Here is a 1,015-nt window from a genome sequence, read left to right on the forward strand (position 1 = left end):
TTGAAGTAAAGGTGACTCGAGTGGACTGAGTGAGGTTGTCTGCAAACAGAGAGGCAAAACGCGGATCGGCGTTGATCCCTGTGCCAACGGCAGTGCCGCCTTGAGCAAGGGCTTTCACCATCGGCAGTGTTTGTTCAATGGCTTGTTTAGCGTGTTCAATCTGGAATTGCCAGCCGCCCAGCTCTTGCGCGAAAGTGATTGGCATGGCGTCCATCAAATGAGTTCGGCCTGTTTTTACCACATCTTGCAAAGCTTGCTTCTTGGTTTCTAGGCTTTGGCTAAGATGGGCCAGTGCAGGCAACAACTTGTGTTCAATAGCAAGTGCTGAGCTGACTTGAATCGCCGTCGGCACCACATCGTTACTGCTTTGACCCATGTTAACGTGGTCATTCGGGTTGACGTTGCCGCCAAGCAATTCAGACGCGAGCGTGGCAATCACTTCATTGGCGTTCATGTTGGAGCTTGTCCCAGAACCGGTTTGGAACAGGTCGATAGGGAACTGATCGAGATGTTGCCCATCAATAATGGCTTGCGCGGCGTCTGCAATCGCATTGGCGATATCACCTTCTAGTAACCCTAGTTGTGAGTTGGTCAGTGCTGCCGTTTGTTTGATGTGGGCTAAAGCTTGGATGAAACCGCTTGGCATGGTGTGCTGGCTGAATGCGAAGTTATCGATAGCGCGCTGAGTTTGCGCTTGATACAAGGCATTCGCCGGGACTTTTACTTCGCCCATGCTGTCGGTTTCAATACGAAATTCGGTGGTCATAGTAGGGTTCCTTTCGTTTAATCAAGAGAAGTCTGAATGAGGCGTAATTGTTGTTGTAATTGGAGAAACTTTACGTCGCCATGTTCAAACTGATAGTAGTAACGTTTGAGGCAGAATAAGGGCGTGTGAACCGAATCAAGGCAGACTCGGCGAAATGTACGAGTGCGAGTTGGGTCTTGAATCGCTTCGAGAAGGTGGAAATACACTTGGCGCAAAAACAGTTCGCACAAGAGTAAGTTTTCGTCTTCT

1 protein-coding gene and 1 pseudogene are annotated in these 1,015 nt (G+C 49.4%); both read right to left on the bottom strand.

The features are described 5' to 3' along the window. Positions 1–766, bottom strand: a 766-nt coding sequence (locus R7R78_RS24560) for a lyase family protein (RefSeq protein WP_263856310.1), incomplete at its 3' end; no start/stop codon positions are given. Between the two features lie 17 nt (positions 767–783). Beyond that, a pseudogene (locus tag R7R78_RS24565) lies at positions 784–1,015 on the bottom strand (hypothetical protein); the annotation flags it as partial.

It is taken from the genome of Vibrio sp. 2134-1 (assembly GCF_033339495.1).